This window comes from Lactobacillus sp. 3B(2020), assembly GCF_013487845.1.
In the GTDB taxonomy this organism is placed as follows: domain Bacteria; phylum Bacillota; class Bacilli; order Lactobacillales; family Lactobacillaceae; genus Limosilactobacillus; species Limosilactobacillus alvi.
Genome location: NZ_CP047410.1, coordinates 720,614 through 742,437, shown reverse-complemented (window position 1 = coordinate 742,437; position 21,824 = coordinate 720,614). Strand labels below are relative to the sequence as shown.

Sequence of the window (21,824 nt, the reverse complement as noted above, 5' to 3'; positions counted from 1 at the left end):
CCCATTATTGTTTTTCATATTTAATGATACCATAATGATAACGGTAGTGGGACTTTAGTCGCTAGTCTCACTATTAAAGATTAATTTCACCGCTAACTTTAAATTAGCAGAAAGGAATACCTATGCCATTACCATTTAAAGCCGTCGCCTTTGATATGGACGGGACCTTTTTACGGGATGATAAAAGTTTTGATAAGGACCTTTTCAACCACTTATTTTCTGAATTAACTGCTAAAGACGTCCACGTGATCGTCGCAAGCGGAGACCCGTCCCAAGTATTGCTACCCTATTTTGATCAACCGAATGATTTAACCGTAGTTGCAGAAAACGGTGCTCAAATAATTGATCACGGCCAAGAAATCATTACTTCAACCCTCGATTACCAGCTGGCAACGGAAGTGGTTGCTTTTTTAACCAACCAATTAGATATTTGGCCAACCTTAGCTGGAAAAGAAATCGGCTACTTTCCACCGCACCAATCAGTTAAGTACTTAGAACATATGGCTTTTTATTATCCCAAACACCAGGTCTTACCCAAAATGCTTCCCCTTCCAGATGATGAATACTTCCAAATTTCTTTCTTAGTTGCGGATAATGAAGTTGCGGGAATTAAAGCCCAAATTGACGCTCATTTTGAAAAGCAATTAGTCGTCACCCCAAGTGGTAATGGTTCAATGGACCTCACTAAACCAGGAATTAATAAAGGTTGGGCACTCAATAAATTACTTAATCAATGGGGCTTAACTGGTAATGACCTGATTGCTTTTGGCGATGGTGGTAACGATATTAGTATGCTTAAACTCGCTAAATTTGCCTATGCGATGCCAAACGGGAGTGCCGCTGTGAAAGCAGTTGCAAACTATCATGTCCCAGTTGATAATAATCATGATGGGGTTCTTAAGATCCTCGCCCAATACTTAGAAGATTAGAAAGAAGTTTTTTCATGCAATCATTAAACGAAGAAATTCTCCAAACTGTTATTAAACCTCGCCCTCAAGAAAGTTTTAAGGGTACCTTTGGTAAAATCCTGTTAGTCGGCGGAAACCACCAATTTGGTGGAGCCATTATCATGGCTGCTACTGCCGCAGTCTATGCAGGAACTGGCCTAGTTACGGTAGCCTGCGACCCTCTTAACGCAACCGCCCTACACACCCAGCTCCCCGAAGCAATGGTGATTGATTTTAAAAACCAAGAAAAACTCGCCCAAATGGTAAGCCAAGTTAATACCGTTGTAATTGGTCCCGGGTTAGGCGAAGAAGCTGAGAGCCTAGCAGTTTTAAAAACCGTCTTTGCTAATACCATAGATGATCAAGTTGTCGTGATTGATGGTTCCGCCATTACCTTACTTGCTAAAGAAAAATTATCGCTACCAGCCGGAAGACTAGTCTTTACTCCGCACCAAATGGAGTGGCAACGGTTAAGCGGAATTAAAATTGCAGACCAAACTCCTGAAGCTAACAAGTCAGCGCAAGAAAAGCTAAACGGAATTGTCCTCGTGAAAAAACACCATACCGAAATTTATACACCTGATGGTGATTGGAAATTGCCAATCGGTTCGGCTGCCCAAGCTGTTGGCGGCATGGGTGATACCCTTGCTGGAATGATTGGCGGCTTTACCGCCCAATTCCGGAAAAACACTACTCAAGCTACCTTAGCGGCGACCTACGCTCACAGTGCCATCGCTGATGAGATTGCGATTAATCAATACGTCGTTTTACCTCGTCAAATCAGCCATGCTCTACCAGGCTTTATGAAAAAGGTTGCTAATAGCAACAAAGATCATCAGATTGGGTTTATGAATTAACAAAAGAGGATGGAAAAAAGCTCCTTGACGGCCTGGTTGGGATAAGAAGGACGAAGGTTGATTCATTAGAATCGACCTTTCGTTCGCACTTATCCACTAAGGCCGTGCTTTTTGACCTTAGTTACTGAGTAACATTCGGAGATAACAAAGAGGTCGGGAAGAAACACAAGTTTCTTCCCGACCTCGGCTTTTGATTACATAATTTAAGAAAATCTGTTGCCAACTTCTTCTATTCTTTCTAACAACTATTCTGGATCCACAATTTGGTGAATCAAGGTTGGTGCCTGAGCAGTTTCTTCAACCCTCAGACTAGCCCGTAAAAGAGCTTTAACTTCAGTTAGATCGTCTTGGTCGGTATGAATGGTAAAGACTGGTTCACCTTTAGCAACGGTTTCACCAATCTTTTTGTGGACTTCAATTCCGACCCCATAGTTTAATTGATCATCGGACTTCTGCCGTCCACCACCAAGAAGCATAGCCGCCACGCCAATTTCATCCGCCGTTAGTTGACTAATTACCCCACTCCGCGGAGCTGGAAAATCAACCTTTTGTTTAGCATGTGGCATTAAGGAATAGTCATCAACCACCCGGGGATCGCCTCCTTGGACTTCAATCATTGCCTTGAACTTTGCTAAGGCTGAACCATCTTCAATCGTTTGTTCAAGCATCTTTCGTCCCGCCGCAATGTCTGACGCTTTTTTGCCCATCACCACCATTTGACTCCCAAGAGTGAGCACCAGTTCAAGTAAGTCCGCTGGTCCCTTTCCCTTTAGGAGATCTAAGGTCTCTTCAATTTCAAGGGTGTTCCCGACTTTATGACCAAGCGGTTGGTTCATATCGGAAATGATAGCCTTACAATCAAGTCCTGCTTGGCGGCCAATTCGTACTAAGGCTTCGGCTAGCTTTACCGCATCGTCTTCAGCCTTCATAAAGGCCCCTGCGCCAGTCTTCACATCAATAATCAAAGCATCCGTTCCAGAAGCAATCTTCTTGCTCATAATGGAACTAGCAATCAAAGGAATTGAATCTACCGTGTCGGTTACGTCCCGTAAAGCATAGATATACTTATCCGCTGGTGCGATTTCACCAGTGGCTCCAACAATTGCTAAGCCGATTTGTTTAACCTGATCCTTAAACTCTTCTTCACTTAGGTCCACTTTAAAGCCCGGAATAGCTTCAAGCTTGTCTAAGGTTCCCCCAGTATGACCAAGACCTCGACCCGAAATCATTGGTACCGGGATTCCCAGAGCGGCTACCATCGCTGCTAAGGGAAGACTTGTCTTGTCGCCAACTCCACCAGTTGAGTGTTTATCAACCTTAATTCCAGGAATTGAACTTAAATCTAGATGGTCACCAGATTCCATCATTTTCATGGTCAAAGTTGTTTGTTCGCTGGTTGTCATTGACTGGAAATATATCGCCATTAGCAAAGCTGAAATTTGATAATCTGGAATCGTTTGATTGACAACTCCGTCCACAAAATATTGGATTTCCTCATCCGTAAGTTCTTGCCCTTGCCGCTTGTGATCAATAATGTCTACCATTCGCATCTTTGATCTCCTCCTTCAATTGTGTATCCGCTTACATTATTAAAATGATACCACAAAAGTTTGGTTTGCAAAAGGTAAAACGAAACACTTTAACTAGGATAAAATCCTCTCAACGGCTTGATTGGGAAAACAAAGGTTGACCCATTAGGAGTGCCCTTATCCGCTAAGGCCGTGATTTGGAGCGAACCAGCCAACTGGTTTGGCGTTTGTGAGCCCATGCAAGGCTGAAGCGGTTGGTGCGACCGCCAGGGAAGTAACTGCCATTCAGCTACTGCTTTGACCGTTGTTGCTGAGTAACATTTAGCGATGAAAAAAAGAAAAACAACCTTATCCAAAACTGAATAAGGTCGCAATGGTAGCTTGGATGGATAAGCCCCAGAAATGCTACTTTGCCATTGTCAAGCACCATGATCGATACCGTTATCGGCACCAGGGCTTAAGGCCCTTAGTTGAGGGTTAACCCTCTTCTTCAGACCTCACTACCTCCAGATCTTTAATTTACATGTAATTTTAACCGGAAGTAGTTAGCCCGCGCTTGGCCCATAATTTCATCAACTAAGCGGAAACGAAGCGCGAGATAACCAAAAACGCTAACCCCAACGATAACTCCTGGTATTAAGGCAAAAAAGGCAGTGTAACGGCCATATGGACTAACGAAAAGGTTAATTCCCATCATGACTGCTTTTACAGCCACAAACATAATTAATGAGTAAGCTAAGATTTGGTTGGTTGGCTTAGCCATCTGGTGGAAGCGAAGGCGAAATTCCATATTAAAAGAATGAAGAATTAAGTAGTTAATAACCATCATCGAAATTCCGGTTGCTAGTAAAGGCCCCATCCCCTTCAAGAAGAAAATCAATGGTGCCTGGATAATTAACTTGATCATTACCCCGATGGCTAAGAACTTCATCATCTTTTTGTTTTCTGAAATTCCTTGCATCATTGCCGCGCCAACCGTGTACAAACCAAACGGAATTGCCATGAAGGCCGCAAATTCCAAAATCGTTACCCCAGCCGCATCGTAACGATAGAAAACCGTATAAATTTGTTGAGCAACGGCAGCTAAACCTAAAGAAGCTGGAATCATAACAAAGTAGAACAACATGATTCCGTTTTCAATTTGGTCTCGCATACTCTTTTGATTGCTTTGAGCCCGTGCTGTGGCAAGAAGCGGAATCACCGTCGCTGCCATAGCGGAAGCTAAGGAAATAACAATCATGTACAACTTATTGGCGTTAAAAGCAAACAAGGCGTAGACTGCGTTAATTTGGTAACTGGTATAACCACCCATCATCGTCATCACCCGCTTAAAGGTGTATTGATCAATTAATTGAAAAATGGTAATCCCAGCTTCAATTACGATAAACGGAATTGCCTGGTAAATGATCTTAAAAATTAATTCCCGGGTCCGCACATCTTTGTCTTGCACTCCCTGGGTTGCTAATTGGTTCATCTCTCCTAAATGCTTTAGGTAAGCAAAGCCAAGCACCAAGATCGCTCCGATTGCCCCAACAAAGGCTGCAAAGGTTGATTGGGTAACCGCTGGCACCCAGTGAGTTGGGTGCATTTTCATAATGAAGTAGGTGGCCGCTAACATGTAGACCACCCGAAAAACCTGTTCAACAAATTGCGACATCGCTGACGGAGCCATCCAGTTATACCCTTGCAAAAACCCCCGGGTAATACTCATGGCCGGAATTACCAAGACCGCCCACGCTAAGGAGCGAATAACTGGCGTAACGTTGGGATCCCCATTATTCAAGAGATTTGCCCCAAAAAGCATGATGGTAGCACAAATAACCCCCATTGCCATTGAAACGTACATCCCCGACCGATATAAGCGTCGCCCAACTGAATACTCATTAATCCCATTGTAGTGGGCCACCAACTTTGAGATCGCTGATGGAATCCCCGCCGTTGCCACGACTAAAAATAAATTATAAATATTGTAACCTTGGGCATATAAGGCATTAGCTTGGGTACTATAAGCGCCTAACCAAGTTGTCCATGGAATAATGTAAAGCGCCCCGATAATTCGGGAAGTCACGCTCCCAGCCGTCATCCACGCCGAACCACTCAGCATTTTAGCCTTGGCATCGTTGGTCGACTTTTCCTGTTTATCTTCCGCCATTCCGGAGTCCTCTCTTCCATCTAATTAACTTTTCCATTTTAGCTTGAATCAAAGGTCGATGCAATTTCTTTTCTGTTAAGACCTAGTTAATATTCATCTAAATCAGTGGTAATCATTTCAACTTTGGCATTTGGATTCGTTAATTGGGCATTTAATTCTACCGGATTAGATGGTTGTGGCACCGGTTCATGATGGCTTTCCAAATCGATAATAATGATTGCCAAGCCAATTTGAGCTCGCATCAAGGCTTGATAGTAATCTTGATCAATAATATCCGCATCTGGCAAATCTGGAAAATGAATATTCGTCCCTTCCGCCCCTTTAGTAATTATTGCTGGGTAGGAAACTAAATTATGATCCATTAAATCTTCCTTTCTAGCACAAAAAAGAGGCTGGAAAACTCACATTAGGTTTTCCTCCAACCTCTTTACTTTACCACGATGTTAATGATTTTGTTTGGAATGACAATGACCTTCTTAATGTCCTTATCAGCAGTAAACTTTTGGACGTGTTCGTTCTTCAAGGCTTCATTCTTCACTGTACCTTGGTCAGCGTCCTTTGGCATCTTAAGCTTTGCCCGAACCTTTCCATTAACTTGCACGATCATTTCAACGTTAGCTTCGACTAACTTAGATTCATCATAAGTTGGCCATGTTTCGTAAGTGATTGTTCCTTCGCCACCGAGCTTTGCCCAGAGTTCTTCGGCAATATGGGGCATAATTGGAGAAATCATCTTAACTAAGCCTTGCATGTATTCAACTGGTAGGTCGTCAGCCTTGTAAGCGTCATTTACGAAGACCATCAGTTGCGAAATTGCCGTATTAAAGTGTAAGCGTTCGTAGTCTTCAGTGACCTTCTTGACCGTTTGGTTGTAAACCTTATCAAGTTTTCCATCGTTAACCGTTGAAACTCGATCCCGGAGATGGTTATTATCATCAATTAATAACCGCCATACCCGGTGAATCCACTTGTTAGCTCCGTGGAGTCCTTTCTCATCCCAAGGAACACTTTCTTCCAGTGGTCCCATGAACATTTCATATAGCCGTAAAGTATCAGCCCCATATTGCTCAACAATATCATCTGGGTTAACGACGTTTCCTTTAGACTTAGACATCTTTTCATGGTTAGAACCAAGAATCATCCCTTGGTTAACTAACTTCATAAATGGTTCAGGTGTTGGCACGAGACCAAGGTCGTAGAGGAACTTATGCCAGAAGCGGGCGTAAAGTAAGTGCAGAACAGCGTGTTCAGCACCCCCAACATAGAGGTCAACTGGTGACCAGTATTCCAAGGCTTCCTTAGAAGCAAAGGTTTGATCGTTCGTTGGATCTGTGTACCGTAGCCAGTACCATGATGAACCAGCCCATTGTGGCATCGTATTGGTATCCCGCAGACCGTGGCGACCATTTTCATCATAAACGTTAACCCAGTCCTCAATGTTGGCCAATGGGCTTTCTCCCGTTCCAGATGGCTTGATATCATCAGTGTCTGGCAAAGTCAATGGCAATTGATCTTCTGGAACTAAGGAAGTGGTCCCATCATCCCAGTGGATAACTGGAATTGGTTCTCCCCAGTAACGCTGCCGGGAGAAGATCCAGTCCCGTAACCGATAGTTAACCTTCTTAGTACCAGCATGGTGATCGGTTAACCAATCGATCATCTTAGCCTTGGCATCTTCAATATTTAACCCATCCAAGAAGTCTGAGTTAACGTGGGCCCCGTCTTCCGTGTAGGCCCCTTCTGCAAGGTCGCCCCCTTCAAGAACTCGTTTAACTGGTAAGTCAAACTTCTTGGCAAAGGCCCAGTCCCGATCATCATGCGCAGGTACCGCCATTACGGCCCCGGTCCCGTATGATGCAAGGACATAGTCTGAAACCCAAATTGGAACTTGTTCGCCGTTAACTGGGTTTATCGCGTAAGCCCCGGTGAAGACCCCGGTCTTATCCTTGTTAAGGTCTGTCCGTTCCAAATCAGACCGGCGAGATGTAGCTTCTTGGTAGGCCTTAACAGCTTCCTTTTGCTCGGGTGTCACAATTTCGTCAACCAAGTCCAATTCTGGAGCCAAGGTAACATAAGAAACCCCAAAAAGGGTGTCGGCCCGGGTAGTGAAGACTTCAATTTGCTTACCTTCATGCCCTGCAACCTTAAAGAAAACGGAAGCCCCAACAGAACGGCCGATCCAGTTTCGTTGCATTTCCTTAACGCTCTCTGGCCAATCAACGAGGTCCAGATCATCAATCAAATGGTCCGCATAAGCTGTAATCTTCAAAACCCATTGACGCATTGGCTTCCGGTAAACTGGGTAGCCACCCCGTTCAGTTTTCCCATCAACAACTTCTTCGTTGGCGACCACGGTACCACCCATGAAGTCAGGGGCCCAGTTAACCATAATTTCATCTTCGTAAGCGAGACCTTTTTTGTAAAGTTGTTCAAAAATCCATTGGGTCCACTTGTAATACTTTGGATCTGTCGTGTTAACTTCCCGATCCCAATCATAAGAGAAACCAAGAGATTGGATTTGATCCCGAAAGTGGTCAATATTTTGGTTGGTAAAGCCCTTTGGATTATGACCAGTCTTCAAAGCATATTGTTCAGCTGGTAAACCAAAGGCATCAAATCCCATTGGATGCAAGACATTATAACCTTGCATCCGCTTAAAACGGGCAATCGCATCCGTGGCGGTGTAGCCTTCAGGGTGCCCAACGTGGAGCCCTTGGCCTGATGGATAAGGGAACATATCGAGGGCGTAGTATTTCTTTTGCCCTGGCTTTAAAGTTGCCTTAAAGGTCTTGTTTTTCTTCCAGTATTTTTGCCACTTTTTTTCAATCTCAGAATGATCGTATCCCATGAGCTAGCTCCTTTTGTTTTTTATCGTTAAGAAATAAAAAAGTCCTGTGTTGAACTTCAACAACAGGACGAAATAATCCGCGGTACCACCCGTACTTCTACTATTCCTAGTAGCGCTTAAACCCTTAACGCGGACCAACGCAACTTACTACTTGCTTTCATAAGCTGACTATTTTGACCGAGTTCGATAAACTTAACTGCTGGGCTTACACTCTTCCCCAGTCGCTTTCCAGTTGGTGATTATCTACTACTGCCAAACGTTCTAACGATTGCTATTAATAATAGCAACCTTTAATCTTGTTCGCAAGCTTTTCACCAAATTATTTTCGAATTTGACCATTTCCGGTAATTTCGTACTTAATCGTCGTCAATTGGCCTAAACCCATTGGTCCCCGAGCATGTAGTTTTTGGGTACTAATCCCAATTTCAGCCCCAAAGCCAAATTGACCACCATCGGTAAAGCGAGTTGAAGCATTGACATAAACACAAGCTGAATCAACCCGCCGTTGGAAGACTTGACCCCGGCCCAATTCTGGAGTAATGATTGCTTCGGAGTGGTGAGTGGAGTGGCGATTGATGTGGGTAATTGCCTCATCCAGCGAATCCACTACCTTAACTGCCATAATTAGGTCGTTATATTCAGTATCCCAATCTTCAACGGTTGCTGGTTTCATTAAAGGAACGATTTGCCGGGCTCGCTCATCGCCACGTAATTCAACACCATGGTCTACTAAGGCTTGGGCAATTTCTGGTAAAATCTTAGCCGCTACCTCCTGGTGAATCAAGAGTTTTTCCGCTGCATTGCAAACCGATGGCCGTTGTACCTTCGCATTTACCACAATTGCTTTTGCCATTTCAAAATCTGCATGCCGGTCTAAATAAATGTGACAATTACCAGCACCAGTTTCAATCACTGGTACACTCGCCGTCTTAACAACCCGTTGAATCAAGCCCTGACCACCCCGGGGAATTAAGACATCAAGATAATCATTTAATTGCATTAAGGCATTGGCGCTATCATGACTGGTATCAGTGATTAATTGAACCGCATCCATTGGTAGCTGCTGATTCGCCAAAGCTTTCCGTAAGAGGTTAACCAAGCATTCGTTAGTTTGAATGGCTTCCTTGCCACCCCTTAAAATAACTGCATTACCGCTCTTAAAGGTCAAGGCAGTAGCATCTACAGAAACATTTGGTCGGGCTTCAAAGATAATTCCGATTACCCCTAGTGGTACCCGTCGTTGCATAATTTGCAGACCATCCAGCGTTACCCACCCCCGATCATATTGGGCGGTCGGATCGTTGAGTTGAGCAACATGTTCCAAACCTTGGGCCATGTCTTCAACTCGTTGATCGGTTAACTTTAACCGGTCAACAAACTTAGCAGGCATGGCCTTTGCATTTTCAAGGTCCACGGCGTTAGCTTTTAAAATTTCATCCTGCCTGTTCCGTAACAACTTTGCCATCGCTATGAGGGCTTGATTCTTATCCCCAGTTGATAATTGAGCAACCTGGGCAGCCGCTTGCTTTGCCTTCTGTCCCATCGTAGTTAAATCAACCATCATCATCATCCTTTCTAACCAAATTTAGTTCCGATTTTCTTTCCAGCAACAACATCCAAAATATGCGTGGGATTTTTACCGTTACAAAGGACCATTTGCTTACCAGCTTCCATCATTGCTTGGGCAGCCCGTAATTTGGTGACCATACCACCGGTACCGAGACCACTTTCACTCCCACCAGCTGCGGCTTTCATTGTCGGTGTTAATTCTTTAACTTCTGGAATTAACTTCGCATCAGCCACTTGATTTGGATTTTGATCGTAAAAACCATCAATATCAGATAAGACAATCAATAAATCAGCATTTAAATGCACTGCTACCATCGCAGATAATTCATCATTATCACTGAAAGTAGTGTGATGATCTAACTCATCAACCGCAACCGTATCGTTTTCGTTCACAACTGGAACCACGCCTTGAGATAACAAAACCTCAAAGGTATTCAAAACGTGCTGGCGGCTGATGGGGAAGGTTAACACATCCCGCGTTAACAATACTTGGGCAACTTTGGTTTGATAATCCAAGAATCGTTGAGAATAAATTCGCATTAATTCCATTTGCCCCATTGCTGCTAGTGCCTGTTGCTTAGCAATCTCGGTTGGTCGGGATGTATAACCAGCACTTGCTAAGCCAGCGCCAATCGCCCCTGAACTAACCAAGATTACTTCATGACCGTCATTGCATAGCGTCGATAAAGTATAGGCTAAGCGGTCAATAGTTCGCAGGTTAACTTTCCCATTTGGCAAAATTAAACTACTCGTCCCAATTTTTACTACAATTCGTTTCCTCTGTCGATTCATTCTTTAACCCCTTTAATAAGTTATCCTTACTTTACACGATATCATTTTAAGTTTAAAGGATTTTATTAGTTGTAAACTTTTTAAATAAAAAGCACTTCATCATTGCTAGCCAGTTTGGTTAACAGTGATGAAATGCTGATAGAAACTAATGAAATTCTCGATTCTTATTACTAAAAATATATGAGTGATGATGATACCTCATCGACATTACCATTCCAATCCCCAGTAAATTACCGATTAAAGAAGAACCCCCGGCAGAAATAAATGGGAGTGGAATCCCTGTTAATGGTAGTAATCCGATGTTCATTCCAATATTTTCAAAAACGTGGAAAAGAATCATCATAATGACCCCAGTTGCAATGTAAGCATAAAACTCGTTCTTCGTATCAAAAGTTACCCGAATCATTAAGTAAATCAACAGTAGATATAAGAGAATTAAAAGGACTCCACCGATAAAACCAAAGTTTTCACCAATCACCGTAAAAATCATATCAGATTCACGAACGGGCACATAAACTTTTGAATTACCAAATCCAGTCCCAGTAATCCCACCAGAGCCAACTGCTTTGATACTTTGCCAAAGCTGATAACCAGTATTGGAAGTGTCTTGGGCTGGGTGTAACCAGTTATCAACTCGATCAAATTGGTAAGCTTGAAAACCAACATGTTCTAGTACAAATCGCCCAGCATTACTTGTCACCATTGCCAAAGCACTCCCTCCAATTACAACCGCGATCGTAATCGCAGGGGTAAGAATCCGCCACGTAACTCCGGAAACCAGAACTAATCCCGAAAAAATAGCGACGAAAACCAATCCAGTCCCAAAGTCGTTCTGAAACTTTAAGGATATTAGCACTGGTAATAACCATAAGAACATTTTACCAATCAAGCGCCAGTCACTATCGACGGTATGACGACTATATTGGTTATTGTGAACAGTGATCACTCGCGCCATCATCAAAATATAAGCTGGCTTCATGATTTCCGACGGTTGAAAAGTAACTGAACCAATTGCAAACCAGGATTTTGCCCCCGTATTAACATAGTAAGAACGACTATAAAAGACAAGGATCGCATACATTAGAAATAATCCAAGCCAATATGCAATTGGCGCCACCTTCCATAGTTGTTCAGAGTCAAACTGCATGATAACAATGATCATGATTGTCCCAATTACATACCACGCTAATTGCATCAATACAGTTCGGGTAACATTAACTGTCGTTTTATCATGAGTTGCAGCAACATAGATGGCTGCCAACCCAATTAACGCTAAAAGGAGCACACAGAAAATTATCCCCCAATCAATCCGTGACTCGTTCTCATTTTCTTGCGAACGATGCATTTTTCTCGCTCCTTCAACTTAGCCTTGGTGCAAATGATACTGGGCGAGGATAGTCTCCAACCCTTCTTCTTGCGACCGAACAATAAATATTTGATCACTTCCCATTAATTGGGCTTTGAACTTGGTACCATCAGCAACTACTTCGCCAATTACCCGATCTTGAATTAGAATTTGTTCAACTAATTGGCCTGCCCGGTCAATATCTTTTACACTAACTGCAATCGTTTTTTCTTTCTTTGCCACTATTTCACCTTCACCATTCTTTTCTCTTTGGCCTTGGCCACCTTAAGGGGACCGGATCAACGCCACCTTGACTAAATGGTTGACATCGTAAGATCCGCCATAGGCCTAACCATACTCCTCGGAAGCCAAATCGTTGAACCGCTTGAATCATATAATCTGAGCAAGTGGGTTCAAAACGACAAACGCGGTAGGGCCGGCGGGCCGAAATCCCGCGTTGGTACCACCGCACTAGTTTAATCACTAGTTTACTTCCCATTCTTTTTCCGTTTCTTCTTACCGTCATCGTCGCCTTGCATCCGTTCGAGCATTTCACCGGCACCCTTGGCGACATTATCCAATGGATCTTGGGAAACAACCACTGGAACCTTAAGATAAGAACTAAATAACTGATCGACACCATGGAGCAAAGCTGTCCCACCAGTTAACATGACTCCTCGATCAATAATATCACTCGCAAGTTCTGGTGGTACTGTCTCGAGCACTGAAATTGCTGCCCGCACAATTTGATGTAGAGTGTCATGTAAGGCTTCTTCAACCTCATTTTGGTTAATTTCAATTTGTTTTGGCATCCCACTAGCAACATCTCGACCCCGCACAGCCATTGTCTTTGGTTCATCAACCTTCAAAGCCGTTCCAAGTTCAATTTTAATTTTTTCAGCTGTGTGTTCACCAACAACTAATCCATGCCGATCCTTAATAAAACTAGCAATATCCTGATTTAATTGGTCCCCAGCCATTCGAATCGATTGACTAGTAACAATATCACCAAGTGAGAGAACAGCAATATCACAGGTACCCCCACCCATGTCAATCACCATATTACCACTTGGCTTAAAGATATCGAGGCCAGCACCAATTGCGGCTACCTTTGGTTCATATTCTAGATAAACCTTACCCCCACCAGATTGTTCGGCTGCCTGCATAATTGCTTTCCGCTCAATCTCCGTAATATTAGTTGGTGCACAAATCATAATATTAGGCTTTGACACAAAACCTTTAACGCTTAACTTACCAATAAAGTAAGCCAACATTTCCTGGGTAATATCAAAATCAGAAATCACCCCATTCTTGAGGGGACGGATTGCTCGAATATTACTTGGCGTCCGTCCAACCATCCGATATGCTTCCGAACCAACTGCTAGAACCTTATTTGTTTGCGTATCAATGGCAACCACTGAAGGTTCATTCAATACAATTCCCTTCCCTTGCACATAAATTAATACGTTGGCCGTACCAAGGTCAATCCCGATATCCTTTGCCATGTTGTTTCTCCTTCCGAAACTATTCTAAATCGCTTGCTATTATACCACAATCAAGGATAAGTTTAGCTTTCTCATATGGTCTTTAAAAAAACACAATAAGTCAATCAAAATTAAAATTCAATTTTTATTTGGGCCCCAAGTGAAACCAAGTGATCAACAAGTTTTTTATCGAGTTCACCTAACAATTCTGCTTGATCTAACCAAGTTGTCTGTTTAACGGTTAAAGCTAGTGCTAACCCAACTAAACCAACCGTTGATTCATGATAAGTTAAGGTAGTTGGTAAACTATTAATTGGTCCATCTAACGTCATTCCACGGCCTTCTTGATAGTGAACTTGACTGCCTAACCAAGGACGAATTTCTTCTGCCAGTGTTTTTGAAAATTCAAATTGGGTTTGACCAAGTTGCCGAGCCTGCACTGCAAGAATTCCAATTTGAATCCGCAGATCAGCAATCGCCAGTAAATCCGGGTTAGGTTTGGTGGGGAGTAAGATTTGAGTACCAATTACCCGAATACCATTTCGCTGTGTAATAATCGTATTTCCCGCCGCTTCAAGATATTTAGTTACTGGTTGAAGATAATCCGCATAAGCTCCTAATGCAACCAAATCACCACCTGTTGCCGCTGCTAGCATCAAATAGAAGCCAGCTTGTAGTTGATCATTAATAATATACAAGTCTGCCCCATGAAGGTAGCTAACTCCTTGAATCCGCACGGTCGAGTTATTGGTACGATGAACTTTTGCTCCCATCTTATTCAATAATTCAACTAAGGAACTTACCACTGGTAAGTTAGGGACCCCATTCAGTACCGTAATTCCCCGCGTTAAAGTTGCAACCGTTAAAACATTAATAATACTTTCGACGGACCAAGAACTTACATCAAAAGCTTGTCCTTCAAGATGGTTAGCTGTGATCGTCAATTGAGTATCATTTTCTGTAACGGTCGCTCCCAATTGGTTAAAGATAATTTTTAATTCCGAAACCTGTTGGGCGATTTCGGGAGTTTTTATTAGGCTAACCTCACGGCACCGTGCTAAAACCGTCCCTACCATTTGAACTTCATTTGCAGTTAGTTCAACTGAAGTTAGGTGCCAGCCAGCATCGAGTTTCAAAATTTCTTCATGACGATTATAAGCAAGCTTCACCCCAATCTTTTGGAGGACTTTATTAGTTGCAACGATCTTCGGAGTTGATTGAACGTGATCAAGAATCACCGTCCCACTAGTTGCAAGAAGGCTTGCTGCTTGGCAAGCCAAAATCGTTAACTCATCACTAATTAATTCAATATTTCCCTTTAGTGGTGCTCCACCAATCACTTTTAACTTTGCCATTTTTATCCCTCTTATGTTCTTTTTTAAATTAACCCATCATTTTGAGTGCTCCATGAAGAACCGCAAAAAAGCCAATAAAGAAATTCGCACATCCTGTTCCCAACGCAATTGAAGTTAAGACAATCAACATCGGTAAAGACTGTGGTGGTTTGCGAAACATCTTATCAATTTTTAAGGAATTAATCGCCATAAAAGCAAGTCCAATAAAGCCGATTTGGACAAAAAGATTAATTATGGAAGCTGAACCAGTATATTGCATCTTGCTTCTCCTTCAAATTCTTTTATGTAAAAAGGCTGAGAAAAATCCCAGCCTTCAAGTAATTATTTGCCACTAGAAACCCGTAACCGGTTAATTGCCCGAGCAAGGTGAACTTCTGCCCGTGCTAATTCATCCGCATTATGAACTTGCTTAGCATGAGCGATTTGTTTTTCTGCTCGTTTCTTAGCACTTTGAGCACGAGCAACATCGATCGCATTGGCAAGCTCAGCGCTTCCAGCAACAACCGTTGCATTTTGCCCGTTGAAATCTATGAACCCACCATTCACGGCAATCACAGTATCCTCAGTATCATTACCATGTTTCAACCGTAACTCGTCAATTGCTAGAGAAGCAATAATCGGTTGGTGGTTTTTCATAAGTCCCATTTGACCTTCCGTTGTTTTCATAACAAGAAGGGTCGCCGGTTCATCATAGACGGTCCCATCAGGAGTGACAATCGTGACATTGAAAGTCGACTCAGCCATGGTCATCCCCCCTAAGCGTTATCAGCGGCGTCTTGCATCTTCTTAGCCTTGGCAACTACTTCATCGATTCCCCCGACAAGCCGGAAAGCTTCTTCAGGAAGATCATCGTACTTACCATCTAAGATTGCCTTGAAGTCCTTAACTGTTTCTTCAAGTGGAACGTATGCTCCAGGTTGACCAGTAAATTGTTCGGCAACACTGAAACTTTGGGAAAGGAAGTTTTGAATCCGTCGTGCCCGAGCCACGATGGTCTTTTCTTCATCGGATAATTCATCCATCCCTAAAATAGAAATAATGTCTTGCAATTCACGGTAACGTTGAAGCACGTGTTGAACCCCAGTAGCTACTTCATAGTGTTCCTTACCAACTATTTCTGGAGCAAGAGCCGTTGAAGTAGATGCCAATGGGTCCACGGCCGGGTAAATCCCAATTTGCGTTAACCGCCGTTCCAAGTTAGTCGTTGCGTCCAAGTGGGCGAAAGTCGTAGCTGGAGCAGGGTCGGTGTAGTCATCGGCAGGCACATAGACAGCTTGAATTGAAGTAATTGAACCCTTTTTAGTCGAAGTGATCCGTTCTTGCAATTGACCCATTTCAGTAGCCAAAGTTGGTTGATAACCAACGGCAGAAGGAATCCGACCAAGCAAGGCTGAAACTTCTGAACCGGCCTGCGTGAACCGGAAAATGTTGTCGATAAAGAGCAACACGTCTTGACCCTTAACATCACGGAAGTATTCCGCAATCGTTAACCCAGTTAAGGCAACTCGCATCCGGGCACCAGGTGGTTCGTTCATTTGTCCATAAACCATGGCCGTCTTTTCAAGAACCCCTGAGGCCTTCATTTCGTAGTACATATCGTTCCCTTCACGGGTCCGTTCGCCGACCCCAGTGAAGACAGAAATCCCATTGTGTCCTTGGGCAATGTTGTGGATCAATTCTTGGATAAGAACCGTCTTACCAACTCCGGCACCACCGAAGAGACCAATCTTACCACCCCGGACATATGGGGCAAGTAAGTCAATAACCTTAATCCCAGTTTCTAGGATTTCAGTTTGGGTACTTAATTCTTCATACTTTGGTGCGTCACGGTGAATTGGCATCCGCTTTGCATCTGGTCCAAAGGCTGGACCATCATCAACTGGTTCCCCTAAGACGTTAAACACCCGACCAAGGGTTTCGTCACCAACAGGCACACTAATAGCGGCTTCGGTGTTTTCAACCGTCATTCCCCGCGTTAACCCGTCAGTACCGTCCATGGCAATCGTCCGAACGACTCCGTCACCTAATTCAAGGGCAACTTCAACCGTCAAAGTCTTGTCATCTGCTTCTTGAATCTTTAAAGCCGTGTTAATTTCAGGAAGCTTTTCGTCTAAGGGAAATTCAACGTCAACAACTGGTCCAATGACTTGAACAACTTTACCAGTAGCGCTCATTTCATTTCCTCCAAAATCTCAAATTATTCTTGTGCTGTCATCCCACCGGTAATTTCGGTAATTTCGGTCGTAATGGCAGCTTGACGTGCCCGATTGTATTGTAACTGAAGCGTAGAGATAATATCATCTGCGTTATCAGAAGCTGAGCTCATTGCGTTTGCGCTTGAAGCATGTTCGCTAGTCTTAGCGTCCAAAATTGCTCCATAGATTAAACTCTCGGCAAACTGAGGAACTAATTTACTAATCAATTGTGGCAAGTCAGGCTCGAGGTCATATTCGGCCCCGATCACTTTTGATTCCGTGTTATCTTCTTCTAATGCTAATGATTCAGCTGAAATTGGCAATACCAAGTCAACCCGGTCGTGAGATACAATTCGGTTTACGTAGTGACTGTAGGCTAACAGAAGTTCATCGTAGATCCCATCAGCATACATTTGCACTGCGTTTTTAACAATATTGTGAGTTTCACGATAGGTTGGAACATCACTAATTCCAGTCGCTTCGAAGACAACGTTCATTCCGCGTTTCTTAAAGAACTCGGTCCCAGTTCGACCAACCGTTAAGAATACGGTGTTCTCTTTGGTTAAACCATTCTTCTTCATCTTATCGAGGGTAGCCTTGATAACATTACTATTATAAGAACCAACTAATCCTCGATCAGACGTAACAACTAAGATCCCAGTCTTTTTAACTGGGCGCTTGGTAAAGAGGCTTCCCAAATGATCTTTATCATCTGAAACCCCGTTCTTTAAGGTCGCTTTATGAGATTTAACCAAACTAACCAGGACTGACTTAACCTGATCAGCATAAACTTCATAGGTCTTAGTGTGGCCTTGAATTTGGTTGAGCTTAGCGGTGGAAACCATGTTCATCGCCGACGTAATTTGTCGGGTGTTCTTAGTTGACTCTAAACGCCGCTTAACTGCAGCTAATGAAGCTGGCACTAAATCTCACCGTCCTTTCTTAGCTTTTCCTCTTAGTCGTTAGCCTTTGCTTGATTATTAGCTTTTTTAGTCACTTGGAAACCAGCTGCAAATTCAGCAACTGCCTTTTCAAGTTGGTCACCTTCTGGTAGCTTACCAGTCTTCTTGATTTGATCGTACAAGTCTTGGTGGTTAGCGTGCATAAAGGCTGCTAATTCTTCTTCAAAACGCAATACATCTTCAACCGGAACCTTATCAAGGAAACTGTGTCCTAAAGCAAATAAGGTAACAACTTGTTGTTCAATTGGTTGACCAGCATGAAGGCCTTGCTTCAAAACTTCAACCGTCCGTTCACCACGTGCTAACTTAGCTTGCGTAGCGGCATCCAGATCAGAACCGAATTGAGCAAAGGAAGCCAATTCGTTGTAAGATGCAATATCCAAACGAAGGGTCCCAGAGACCTTCTTCATGGCCTTGATTTGAGCATCCCCACCAACCCGGGAAACAGAAGTCCCGGCATCAATGGCTGGCCGTTGACCAGCGTAGAATGAATCAGAGTTCAAGAAGATCTGACCGTCCGTAATGGAAATAACGTTCGTTGGGATATAAGCAGAAACGTCACCGGCTTGCGTTTGAATAATTGGCAAGGCCGTCATGGATCCGCCACCCATATCATCAGACAACCGCGCAGCCCGTTCAAGCAAACGAGAGTGGGTGTAGAAGATATCACCAGGGTAAGCTTCCCGACCAGGTGGCCGCCGAAGAATCAAGGAAAGTTCCCGGTAAGCATCGGCTTGTTTTGATAAGTCATCGTAGACAATCAAAACATCCCGGCCGTTGTACATAAATTCTTCCCCCATTGCAGCCCCAGCATATGGAGCGATGTACAGCAATGGAGCTGGGTTTGAGGCACTAGCTGAAACAACGATCGTGTAATCTAAAGCCCCAAACTTCCGCAAGGTTTCAACTTGTGCCCATACAGTTGATTCCTTTTGACCAATGGCAACGTAAACACAAATTACGTTTTGGTCCTTTTGATGAATAATCGTGTCAATGGCAATTGAAGTCTTCCCGGTCTTCCGGTCCCCAATGATCAATTCCCGTTGACCACGACCAATTGGAACCAAGGCATCAATAACCTTAATCCCAGTTTCCAACGGAACAGAAACACTCTTCCGTTGCATAACACCAGGAGCCTTTTTTTCAATTGGCCGCGTCTTCTCAGTCTGAATATCACCTAAGCCATCCAGCGGACGACCAAGGGGATCTACAACCCGACCAAGTAAAGCATCACCAACAGGAACTTCCATGATCCGGCCAGTCCGCTTTACCGTATCTCCTTCACGAATACCCGTAAAGTCCCCTAAAATAACGATCCCGACATCGTTACTTTCGAGGTTTTGGGCCATCCCGAAGACGCCATTACTAAATTCGAGCAACTCACCAGCCATGGCATTTTCCAAACCATCGGCCCGGGCAACCCCGTCCCCTACGTAGGTTACCGTTCCCGTTTCTTGAACGGAAATGTCATCTTGGTAGTTGGCGAGTTGCTTTTTGATGAGTGAACTGATTTCCTCAGTTTTAATGCTCATACAAATCTCACCTCTTCAAGTCCAATATTAATATTATTTAATAAGTAAACGACGAATCTGCTCAATCTTTGATTTCAAGCTCCCGTCAAGGGTCTTGTGTTCGGCAGTGACAATTACCCCACCTAAGATTGATTCATCAACCGTTTCATGCAAAACAATCTCTTTCGCTCCATAACGAGTTAAGAGGTTTTGCCTGAGTTGAGCGCGCCGTGGTTCATCAAGTTGCACCGCTGTAACTACGTCGGCATGAACCCGTTTATTTTGTTGATCGTACCGGCGTTCAAACTCATCAATAATTACGACCATGATATTCATCCGCCCGTAATCAAAAACCATTTGAATTAAATTTGAAACCAGTTGACTAGCATCTGACTTCAAAGCTTCAATTAATGACTTCTTTTGATCAAGACTTAGCTTAACTCCCGTAAGCATTTTTGCTAGATTGGGGTTAGCTTCAAAAACCGCCTTAATACTAGTGAGTTCTTCATGAACTGCATCGAGTTGGCCTTGTTCAGATGCTAACTCAAAAACAGCTTTGGCATAGCGGTCGGCAACTGTTCTTAGATCAAGACTCATGTTTTACCAACCCTTCAATATAAGAATCAATTAAGGCTTTTTGATCATCTGCATTTAACTGCTTCTTGATGAGCTTGGAAGCAATCTCAATAGATAGGTTTGCGACATCGTCCTTGGCGCCGCGCAATGCATCTTCACGAGCCTGCTTTGCATCTCTTTGGGCTTGTTCCTTCAAGTTTTGTGCGTCTGCTTGAGCAGTTGCAACAATTTGATCACCTTGTGTCTTTGCAGACTTTTTGGCTTGATCAACAATCTTAGCAGCTTCAGCTTGGGAACCTTCTAATTGAGCTTGACGCTTTGTAGCTAATTGTTCTGCTTCTTCACGAGACTTTTTCGCAGAATCAATGTCATTTGCAACCGTCTTAGCCCGCTTTTCCATCATTCCAGTAACTGGCTTCCAAACAAAATGCCAAACCAGTAAAGCGGTGATAATAAAGGAAATTAAATAAAAGAGCATATCCCCAACATATAAACTATTGGACTCTGCAATTACCAGCATCTATTGACACCTCCTTTACTAAATAATTCTAAATCAATTAGTAACTACTTGTTCATTACTAAGAACGCAATAACGATAGCAAGGATTGGCAAAGCTTCAATCAAACCAACCCCAACGAACATCGTCCCACGTAAAGTACCAGACATTTCTGGTTGACGAGCCATCCCGTCAATCGTGTGGCCGATAACCAAACCGTTACCAACACCAGCACCAACAGCCGCTAAACCAGCAGCGATACCTGCAGCAATTGCACCCATTGTATTTTCCTCCTTAAGAAGTGGTTATTCCTCAGTTACCTTCCGAGAAATATAAACCGTCGTTAATGTTACAAAGACATATGCTTGGATTGAACCGATGAAGACTGAGAAAGCTTGCCAGATCATTTCAAGTGGCAAACTGACAATCATTGTTGGTAATCCATGTGAAAAGGCCATTTGCGCCAAGAGCTTCAATAGCAATTCACCAGCAAAGATATTACCAAAGATCCGTAGACCCAGCGTTAAGAAATTACTAAATTCCTCTACTAGATTAATGGGAAGCATTAACACGCTCGGGGTGAGGTATTCTTTGAAGTAGGACTTGAAGCCCTTTTGCGAAATACCTGCAAAGTGCGTCAAGGTAATCACACACAGCGAGAACGTTAAGGTTACCACCGGATCAGCCGTAGGACTCTTGATCAATTCGTGACCATTCCAACCAATTTGTAGAATCAACCCTAATTGGTTTGCTACAAACAAGAAGACAAAAAGTACAAAAGCTAAAAAGCTATAATTGCCCACTTGGTCGGCTGGCATTTGGGACCGAACAATTCCATTAGTAAATTCGATTAACCATTCCAATACATTTTGTCCACCAGTTGGCTTCATTTGTAGATGCCGTGAAAGGCCAAATAAAATAAAAAAGGTTAGTGCAAATACCAATAACCCAGAAAGAATGTTAGTCCAATTAAAGGTCAAGCCAAAAAGCTCAAAAGTAAAAGCATCACCGCCCATTTACATCTCACCTCTTTTCCTTATAACATTCATAAGTTGTAATTTATTGCCATGACTAAAAAGCTTAGACACCTAAGTTACAGAAATTAATATAGCATTGTTTAAGAAAAAATTCAAAACCGTTTCCACCCTATGAAGGCGCCAACAAGCGCCTCTTGTTTCCTATTTAATCGTTTCCAGTTTTTTATCT

At 43.2% G+C, this 21,824-nt stretch carries 22 protein-coding genes; 2 read left to right on the top strand and 20 right to left on the bottom strand.

The features are described 5' to 3' along the window. The first annotated feature begins 122 nt into the window (after window positions 1-122). Window positions 123-929 carry a Cof-type HAD-IIB family hydrolase gene (locus tag GTO83_RS03570; protein ID WP_180871762.1) on the top strand — a complete coding sequence of 269 codons (807 nt, stop codon included), beginning with the start codon at window positions 123-125 and terminating at the stop codon, window positions 927-929. Window positions 930-943: 14 nt separating this feature from the next. Beyond that, a complete protein-coding gene (locus GTO83_RS03565; protein WP_180871761.1) occupies window positions 944-1,804 on the top strand; it encodes an NAD(P)H-hydrate dehydratase in 861 nt (286 codons plus the stop codon). 245 nt (window positions 1,805-2,049) lie between these two features. On the opposite strand, the gene GTO83_RS03560 is transcribed toward GTO83_RS03565, so the two are convergent. The 20 genes from GTO83_RS03560 to atpB form a co-directional block, all read right to left on the bottom strand. Then, complete coding sequence (locus GTO83_RS03560) at window positions 2,050-3,354, bottom strand: pyrimidine-nucleoside phosphorylase (RefSeq protein WP_180871760.1); 1,305 nt, start codon at window positions 3,352-3,354, stop codon at window positions 2,050-2,052. Window positions 3,355-3,847: 493 nt separating this feature from the next. After that, window positions 3,848-5,485, bottom strand: coding sequence for a polysaccharide biosynthesis protein (locus tag GTO83_RS03555; protein WP_255463156.1), 1,638 nt, complete (start codon window positions 5,483-5,485; stop codon window positions 3,848-3,850). Between the two features lie 86 nt (window positions 5,486-5,571). Further along, on the bottom strand, window positions 5,572-5,847 hold the full coding sequence (locus GTO83_RS03550) for a type II toxin-antitoxin system HicB family antitoxin (protein ID WP_180871759.1): 276 nt from the start codon (window positions 5,845-5,847) through the stop codon (window positions 5,572-5,574). A gap of 65 nt (window positions 5,848-5,912) precedes the next feature. Beyond that, window positions 5,913-8,333, bottom strand: a complete 2,421-nt coding sequence (gene leuS / locus GTO83_RS03545) for a leucine--tRNA ligase (protein WP_180871758.1) — start codon at window positions 8,331-8,333, stop codon at window positions 5,913-5,915. 319 nt (window positions 8,334-8,652) lie between these two features. Next, window positions 8,653-9,903: a glutamate-5-semialdehyde dehydrogenase gene (locus GTO83_RS03540; RefSeq protein ID WP_305066894.1), complete on the bottom strand. Its 1,251-nt coding sequence runs from the start codon at window positions 9,901-9,903 to the stop codon at window positions 8,653-8,655. A gap of 5 nt (window positions 9,904-9,908) precedes the next feature. Next, entirely contained in the window at window positions 9,909-10,694 is a 786-nt protein-coding gene (proB, locus tag GTO83_RS03535) for a glutamate 5-kinase (RefSeq protein WP_180871756.1), read from the bottom strand. A 145-nt stretch (window positions 10,695-10,839) separates the two neighbouring features. Beyond that, window positions 10,840-12,039: an FtsW/RodA/SpoVE family cell cycle protein gene (locus GTO83_RS03530; RefSeq protein WP_180871755.1), complete on the bottom strand. Its 1,200-nt coding sequence runs from the start codon at window positions 12,037-12,039 to the stop codon at window positions 10,840-10,842. 18 nt (window positions 12,040-12,057) lie between these two features. After that, window positions 12,058-12,282: a DUF2969 domain-containing protein gene (locus GTO83_RS03525; protein ID WP_180871754.1), complete on the bottom strand. Its 225-nt coding sequence runs from the start codon at window positions 12,280-12,282 to the stop codon at window positions 12,058-12,060. Between the two features lie 10 nt (window positions 12,283-12,292). Then, window positions 12,293-12,538 carry a membrane protein insertion efficiency factor YidD gene (gene yidD / locus GTO83_RS03520; protein WP_219634236.1) on the bottom strand — a complete coding sequence of 82 codons (246 nt, stop codon included), beginning with the start codon at window positions 12,536-12,538 and terminating at the stop codon, window positions 12,293-12,295. Beyond that, a complete protein-coding gene (locus GTO83_RS03515; protein ID WP_180871752.1) occupies window positions 12,528-13,544 on the bottom strand; it encodes a rod shape-determining protein in 1,017 nt (338 codons plus the stop codon). The genes yidD and GTO83_RS03515 overlap by 11 nt, the downstream gene beginning before the upstream one ends. A 110-nt stretch (window positions 13,545-13,654) precedes the next feature. Next, window positions 13,655-14,878 (bottom strand): hypothetical protein, encoded by a 1,224-nt coding sequence (locus GTO83_RS03510; RefSeq protein WP_180871751.1) that lies wholly within the window; start codon window positions 14,876-14,878, stop codon window positions 13,655-13,657. Window positions 14,879-14,906: 28 nt separating this feature from the next. Further along, window positions 14,907-15,137 (bottom strand): DUF1146 domain-containing protein, encoded by a 231-nt coding sequence (locus GTO83_RS03505; protein WP_180871750.1) that lies wholly within the window; start codon window positions 15,135-15,137, stop codon window positions 14,907-14,909. Between the two features lie 62 nt (window positions 15,138-15,199). After that, window positions 15,200-15,622: a F0F1 ATP synthase subunit epsilon gene (locus tag GTO83_RS03500; RefSeq protein ID WP_180871749.1), complete on the bottom strand. Its 423-nt coding sequence runs from the start codon at window positions 15,620-15,622 to the stop codon at window positions 15,200-15,202. An 11-nt stretch (window positions 15,623-15,633) separates the two neighbouring features. After that, on the bottom strand, window positions 15,634-17,052 hold the full coding sequence (gene atpD, locus GTO83_RS03495; RefSeq protein ID WP_180871748.1) for a F0F1 ATP synthase subunit beta: 1,419 nt from the start codon (window positions 17,050-17,052) through the stop codon (window positions 15,634-15,636). A gap of 23 nt (window positions 17,053-17,075) precedes the next feature. Then, the gene (locus GTO83_RS03490) at window positions 17,076-17,996 is read right to left on the bottom strand and encodes a F0F1 ATP synthase subunit gamma (RefSeq protein ID WP_180871747.1); all 921 of its coding nucleotides are present in this window, start codon (window positions 17,994-17,996) and stop codon (window positions 17,076-17,078) included. A 32-nt stretch (window positions 17,997-18,028) separates the two neighbouring features. Beyond that, complete coding sequence (atpA, locus tag GTO83_RS03485; protein ID WP_180871746.1) at window positions 18,029-19,567, bottom strand: F0F1 ATP synthase subunit alpha; 1,539 nt, start codon at window positions 19,565-19,567, stop codon at window positions 18,029-18,031. A 33-nt stretch (window positions 19,568-19,600) separates the two neighbouring features. Next, window positions 19,601-20,143: an ATP synthase F1 subunit delta gene (gene atpH / locus GTO83_RS03480; protein WP_180871745.1), complete on the bottom strand. Its 543-nt coding sequence runs from the start codon at window positions 20,141-20,143 to the stop codon at window positions 19,601-19,603. Beyond that, window positions 20,133-20,642, bottom strand: coding sequence for a F0F1 ATP synthase subunit B (atpF, locus tag GTO83_RS03475; RefSeq protein ID WP_180871744.1), 510 nt, complete (start codon window positions 20,640-20,642; stop codon window positions 20,133-20,135). The genes atpH and atpF overlap by 11 nt, the downstream gene beginning before the upstream one ends. Window positions 20,643-20,686: 44 nt before the next feature. Further along, on the bottom strand, window positions 20,687-20,899 hold the full coding sequence (gene atpE / locus GTO83_RS03470; protein WP_180871743.1) for a F0F1 ATP synthase subunit C: 213 nt from the start codon (window positions 20,897-20,899) through the stop codon (window positions 20,687-20,689). Window positions 20,900-20,923: 24 nt separating this feature from the next. Continuing rightward, window positions 20,924-21,634 carry a F0F1 ATP synthase subunit A gene (gene atpB / locus GTO83_RS03465; RefSeq protein ID WP_180871742.1) on the bottom strand — a complete coding sequence of 237 codons (711 nt, stop codon included), beginning with the start codon at window positions 21,632-21,634 and terminating at the stop codon, window positions 20,924-20,926. Between the last annotated feature and the right edge of the window lie 190 nt (window positions 21,635-21,824).